The 6635-nt window shown below is 66.4% G+C and carries 3 protein-coding genes and 1 pseudogene; all 4 read left to right on the forward strand.

Translation table 11 applies throughout. The features are described 5' to 3' along the window. A partial coding sequence (locus RT028_RS19625; protein ID WP_312937055.1) for an SrfA family protein occupies positions 1 to 414 on the forward strand: 414 nt, incomplete at its 5' end. Between the two features lie 11 nt (positions 415 to 425). Next, the gene (locus RT028_RS19630; RefSeq protein ID WP_312937057.1) at positions 426 to 3545 is read left to right on the forward strand and encodes a virulence factor SrfB; all 3120 of its coding nucleotides are present in this window, start codon (positions 426 to 428) and stop codon (positions 3543 to 3545) included. After that, positions 3542 to 6217 (forward strand): virulence factor SrfC family protein, encoded by a 2676-nt coding sequence (locus RT028_RS19635; RefSeq protein ID WP_312937059.1) that lies wholly within the window; start codon positions 3542 to 3544, stop codon positions 6215 to 6217. The genes RT028_RS19630 and RT028_RS19635 overlap by 4 nt, the downstream gene beginning before the upstream one ends. 3 nt (positions 6218 to 6220) lie before the next feature. Further along, positions 6221 to 6635 (forward strand): annotated as a pseudogene (locus tag RT028_RS19640) (hypothetical protein); the annotation flags it as partial.

The following is a 6635-nucleotide window of genomic DNA, read 5'->3' on the forward strand; positions in this document are numbered from 1 at the left end:
GCCCTCGAACCGGCCCCCGCCAAGCTCGCCCCCAGCGCGGGCAACAGCCCCGACCTGAGCATCCCGGCAGACGCCGGCGACGGGCCTGCCGATTTTCTCAACGGCAACTACCGGGCCGGCGCCGGCCTGCTCGACGCCAAGACCGCCAAACCGCTGCGCCTGGAATACGCCTTCGAGAAAGGCCAGGGCACCGTCACCATCCGCCGCCCCGATGGCGTCAATTGCACAGGCGCGGTGAATGCGGCCATGCAGCAGGGCCAGTTGGGTATCCAGAGCCAGGATCAGGCCACCTGCACCGATGGCAGCCGCTACGACATGCCGGCCGTCACCTGCGCCCCGGGTGCCCAGCAGATCGCCGACTGTCAGGGCCACTACGGCTCCCGCCAATTCCCCATTTTCATGCGCCGCGACTAAAGGCCCACCCTATGCTGCCCGAGCTCACCCCCTTCGAAGACACCGTTCACCTGGTCAACGACAGCGGCTTGCAGTTCCTTGATTTCGCCGTCCGGCTCGACCCCGGCAAAGCCCCGGCCGGACGCTTCGCGCGGATGGGCAATACGCTCATCGCACGCTTGCTGCTGAACCACGACACGCGCGAGTACTTCCACCTTGGCCCGGTCAGCAACAACGGCCAGACCCGGCAGAACGAGCGGCTGGTCAGCGTGGTGGATGAAGAGGACCTGGCCCTGAGCCTGCAAAGCAGCCTCACGCTGCTCGAAGGCCTGTGGCTGCCTGCACCGTACTTCCGCTTCCTGCCGCCGGAGCGGTTCGACGAGGGCCCGACCAACTGGGCGCGGATGCGCCTGGTGCGCCTGGAGCAGCCTGACGTCGACGGCAACACCCACCGCCTGACCCTGGCCTTCGATACCCGCGCCATGTCCAGCAGCCAGGGCGTGCAATACCTGGCGCCGACCCAGGACGACATCAACGCCGGGGCCAACTTCCGCCTGGCCTGCCATGCCCAGCAGAGCCGCTGGTTCCTTGACCAGCAGTGGGTGCGGCTGTGGCTCGAAGAGATCTACCGCGACAGCCAGAAGGCCCGGCCCCAGGAAGACATCGACGAAGAGCTCGAAGAGCAGCGCCACCTGGGCCACTACCTGAACCTGCTGAGCCTGATGGCGCGCCCGGTGCCGGAGCAGTACAGCCAGGCACCGGCGCTGATCCCGGTTCCCGACATCAAGCTCACCGCCAACGGCGCCGCATGCCTGGAACCGGCGATTCCCGTCGATCTGGTGCTCGATGTGGGCAACTCGCGCACCTGCGGGATTCTGATCGAGAACCATGGCCAGTCAGGCGATGGGCTCAAGCACAACTACGTGCTGCAGATTCGCGACCTGACGTGCCCCGAGCGCGTCTACAGCGAGCCATTCGAAAGCCGCGTGGAGTTCGCCCAGGCCAGCTTCGGCAAGGAAAATTTCTCGGTGCAGAGCGGCCGCCACGATGCGTTCCAGTGGCCGACCATCGCCCGCGTCGGGGTCGAGGCCGGGCGCCTGTCCGGGCGTCGCAAAGGCACCGAAGGCTCGACCGGGCTGTCCAGCCCCAAGCGTTACCTGTGGGATGAAAACGCCTACCTGCACGGCTGGCGGTTCAACGGCACCTCGGTGGGCAGCGACAAGGAATCCAAAGCCACCGCGGCGCCGTTTTCCCACTGCATCACCAAGCTGGGCCAGGCGTTCTACAAGCTGAAGAACGAAGACGACCGCCTGCCCGCCTTTGCCCCGCAGTATTCGCGCAGCTCGCTGATGACCTTCATGCTGGCCGAGGTGATCACCCAGGCCCTGATGCAGATCAACAGCCCGGCGCAACGTGCGCGCATGGGCCACACCCAGCGCCCGCGGCAGCTGTCGGGCATCACCCTGACCGTGCCGCCGGGCATGCCGCAGGTCGAACGCAGCCTGCTCAACGACCGCCTGCTGCAAGCCATCGCCCTGGTGTGGAAATGCATGGGCTGGCACGAGGGCGACCTCGACCCGGCCAAGGCGCGCGCCAGCAACGACATTCCCCTGCCGCGCATCCCGCTGCCCAAGGTCAGGGTCGAGTGGGACGAAGCCACCTGCGGCCAACTGGTGTACCTCTACACGGAAATCCGCGAAAACTTCGCCGGCCACCCGCAGGAGTTCTTCGACACCCTCGCCCGCCCCGACAAGACCGAGCGTGAAGCGATCACCCTGGCCAGCATCGACATCGGCGGCGGCACCAGCGACCTGGTGATCACCGACTACAGCCTGGAACGTGCCACCGAGAACGCCAGCGGCAGCAACGTGACCATCATTCCGACGCAGCGCTTTCGCGACAGCTTCAAGGTGGCCGGCGACGACATCCTGCTCGATGTGATCCAGCGCTTCGTCCTGCCCGGCCTGGAGCAGGCGTTCGCTGCCGCCGGCGTTCAGGCGCCGCGCGCCCTGCTGTCCAAGCTGTGCGGCGAAGAGACCTCGACCACGCAGGACACCGTGCTGCGCCAACAGCTCAACCTGCAGGTGTTCGTGCCGTTGGGCCTGTACCTGCTGGGGCAATACGAGCGCTTCGACCCCGAGTTTCCCACTGCGCCCTACTCGCTCAGCTACCGCGAGGTGCTTGCGCTGAGCCAGGGCGCGATCACCCAACAGGTGCAGGACTACGTCGCCAGCGGCGTGCGTCGCGCCGACGGCGGGCCGCCACGCTACGACCTGGAACAGGTGCTCCTGCAGGTCGACCTGGGCGCCATTCACCAGGCGTTCCTCAAGGGGCAGATCAACCTGTGCAAGATTCTCGATGCCCTGGCCGAGGTGGTGTTCCACTACCCCTGCGACGCCTTGCTGATCACCGGCCGGCCCTCGCGCCTGCCTGGAGTGCTGAGCTTCCTGCGGCGCAAGGTGCCGCTGCCGCCAGGGCGCATCGTGCCGATGGATGGCTACCGGGTGGGCGGCTGGTACCCCTTCCACCGCAACGGTCGCATCGATGACCCGAAGACCACTGCCGCGGTGGGCGCCATGCTGTGCCTGCTCAGCGCCCAGCGCAACGTCTCCAACTTCTACCTCAGCGTGGCACGCCTGAAGCCGTATTCGACCATGCGCCACATCGGCAAGCTGGACGAAAACAACCTGATCATCGATCACGACGTGTTCTACCGCGACGTGATCCGCAGCGACGCCAACGGCAACGAAACGCTGCAGCTGCACGACCCCAGCGAGGAAGGCCCACGGCTGCGCGTGCTCGGCAAGATTCGCCTGGGCTATCGCCAGTTGCTGGCCCAGCGCTGGGTCGCCTCGCCGCTGTACGTGCTCGAACTGACCGCCAGCGGCAGCCGCAAACTGGCGGACAAACGCACCACCGACGGCCTTGAGCCGTGCCTGCTGGTGCGCCTGAAGGTGGAAAGCGCAGACAGCGAGCGCGGCGAGGCCGAGATCATCGCCGAGAAGCTGCTGATCGATGAAAACATCGAGAGCAACGTGGAGGGCGAGTCGTTCACGCGCAAGGACGTACGCCTGCAGCTGTACACCATGCTGAGCGCCGAAGGCGGCGCCTCTGACTACTGGCTCGACAGCGGGAGCGTGAGTCCGAAATGAGCAAAATGACCTCGCAACACGCCCCGGAGCAATTGGCCCGTGGCTGGCAGAACCTGCACCAGGGCGCAGGGCTGGCCCTGGACTGGATAGCCAGCGTGGCGCCAGCGGTGGACGACATCGCACGCCTGGCCCCTGGCCTGAACCGCGAGCTGCACCGGGCGCGCAATCTGGCGAGCAGTCTGCAGCGAGCCAGCACCTCACCCATGGCGGCAGGCTTCTTCGGCCTCTCCCAGGCCGGCAAAAGCTACCTGATCTCAGCCTTGGCCGCCGACCACCAGGGCCGCTTGGAGACTCGTTTCGGCGAGCAGACGCTGGGCTTCATCGAACACGTCAACCCCGTTGGCAACGGCAAGGAAGCGACCGGCCTGGTCACGCGCTTCACCCGCCACGCGACGCCCAGCCCCGACAAGGCTTACCCGATCGAGCTGCGGCTGTTCAAGGAAATCGAAATCGCGATCATCCTGGCCAACGCCTGGTTCGAAGACTTCGACCACCAGAAGATCGATTCAGCCTTCACCGAAGCACGCATCGATGCCGCGCTGGCGCCCTTTGCCGACCTGCAAACCGCGCCCGCCGTGCCGGGCGTGAGCCGTGACGACGTGGTGCGGATCTGGGACTACCTCGAACAGCATTACAGCCTGCCCATGCAGCCGCTGGCCGCGCGTTACTGGCCGCGGGTGCTGGAGATTGCCCCGCAATTGAGCGTGCGTGAACGCGCCCGCTTGCTGGCTCCGCTGTGGGGCAACCTGGCGCCGATGACCCAGACCTACGAACAGCTGGCCGAGGCGCTGCACGGCCTGAGCCTGGCGCAGACCGTGATGGCGCCGCTGCAGGTGCTGGTCAGCGAGCAAGAAGGTGAGCTGGTCCAGCGCAACAACATCATGAACGTCGACATTCTCAACCTGCTGGGCACCGCTCAGGACAGCCAGGTGCAGGTCGTCCCGGTGCTGCCGGACGGTACGCTGGGCGCCCCCGCAGGCGTGATGACCGCGCAGCTGGCCGCGCTGACCAACGAGCTGATCTTCGGCCTGCTCAATGAACCGGCCAATGCCATCGTCAACCAAGTGGATGTGCTCGACTTCCCGGGTTACCGCAGCCGGGAAAAACTGCTGGAGCTGCCTGCATCGGGCGAAAACCTGCTGCCTCGGTTACTGCTGCGGGGCAAGGTCGCCTACCTGTTCCAACGCTATACCGCAGAGCAGGAAATGAACGCGCTGGTGATGTGCACGACCACGGCCAAGCAGAGTGAAGTGGTCGGCGTGGGCAATGTCTTGCGCGACTGGATCGAGCGCACGCAAGGGGCAACGCCGCAGGAGCGCGATGGCAAGGATCCGGGCCTGCTCTGGGCCATGACCATGTGCGACCTGTTCGTCACTGACGCACTGGGCGGCTTCAGGACGCAATACGCCGAAGCCTGCGACAACATGCTCAAGCGTACGGTGATCGAACGCTTCGGCAGTGAGCCGTGGATGCTCGAGTGGGGGAGCCGGCCGTTCAACAACTTGTGCATGGTGCGCAAGCCGCGCCGGGAAACCATCTTCATCGAGCTGAGCCGCGCTGCAGCCGATGGCACCTGCGAAGAGCTGGACCTCAAGGCAGAAAAAAAGGCTGACCTGCAAGCGCTCAAGGCCACGTTCGTAGGCAGCGATCTTGCCCATCGCCACCTCGCCAACCCAGCCGCCGCCTGGGACGCCATGCTCGCCCTCAACGACGGCGGCCTGACCCTGTTCAGCGAAGGCTTCGCCCGTGCCACCCCGCTGCACCGCAAGCTCGACCGCATTGCCGAGCAGTACGACGAGCTGCTGGCCCAATTACTGCCCCGCCTGGAGCGCTACTACCAGGCCGGCGGCGAAGACGAGCGCAAGAAAAAGAAAGAACTGGCCAACCGCATTGCCGGCCCGTTCGTGCGTGAGGTCCAGCGCAAGCAGGTGCTCGGCGAGCTGCTGGCCTACATGGCCGTGCCGGAAACCGCGCTGCGCGAGCTGTACCTGAGTGGCGACTTCGAAAGTGCCGCCGCGGCGAGCACCGACACTGTCGAGACGGCGCCGGCCCATGACGACTTCGACATCTTCGGCGAACCCGAAGAGGCCGCGCCGGCATCGCACGTGGCGCAGTACCAGAGCCACGAACACCGGTTCGCCCGCGCCGCGTTCGACCTGTGGGCCGCACACCTGCGCTCGCTGAGCTGCCGCAACTACGTACTGCAACTGCTCGACCTGCCCGCTGAGACCGTCGCCAGCCTGGTCAACGAGCTGATCATCTGCGCCGAACGCCTGGAACTGCCCCAGCAGCTCAGCGACGCCCTGTTGCGCCGCGCGCAGAGCGGCGTGCGCCGAGAATCGCTGGTGCAGCGCCAGATCCTCACCGCCCAGTTGATGCTCAACGACTTCAGCGCCTGGTTCGGCCACCTCGGCCAGCCCTTGGGGCAGCGCCCGAACAGCCTGCTGGGCGGCCGCGAGCCGCTCTTCGCCTGCTACCAGCGGCCATTGCCTGGGCGCTTCCCGGAACTGGCAGCGCAAGCCGAAGACCAGGCCGTGACCTTTGCCGACCATTGGGTCTCGGGCATCGCCCTTCACACCCAGGACAACGCCGGGCACCGCAAGGGCATGGCGATCAGCCCCGAACAGAACGAACAGCTGGGCCGTGTGCTGAACACGCTCAAAGCGAGATAGATCATGGCCATTACCCCCAAGCTGCACCCCCTGACCCCTCCGGTTCCCGGCCGCGCGCTGCTGCAGATCCGCGGCTGGGATTACGACTGCGGGGCCCTGGCCTTCGCCATCCAGCGCAACCAGGACGAGCACTACCTGCAGGCTGACCAGCGCTGGAGCAGCACCCCGTGCTGGTTCGAGCAGGTGTTCGACGAGGACGCTACGGGCGAGCACATCCATTGCACCCTCGCCGGCCAGGTGCTCGACCCGCTGCTGAGCCAGCCCAACAGCATCTTCAACCTGCGCCTGCGCGGCAGCGATGCGTCCGAGGTGGACGAAAACGTGCTGCGCCTGGGCGAGGGTTTGCTGCCGTCGAGCGCCGCCGCGGCCAGTGGCCCAACGGCCGCTGAGCGCAGCGCGGTGCTGGCCAGCGAACCGC

It is taken from the genome of Pseudomonas sp. (assembly GCF_032058845.1).
Taxonomy (GTDB): domain Bacteria; phylum Pseudomonadota; class Gammaproteobacteria; order Pseudomonadales; family Pseudomonadaceae; genus Aquipseudomonas.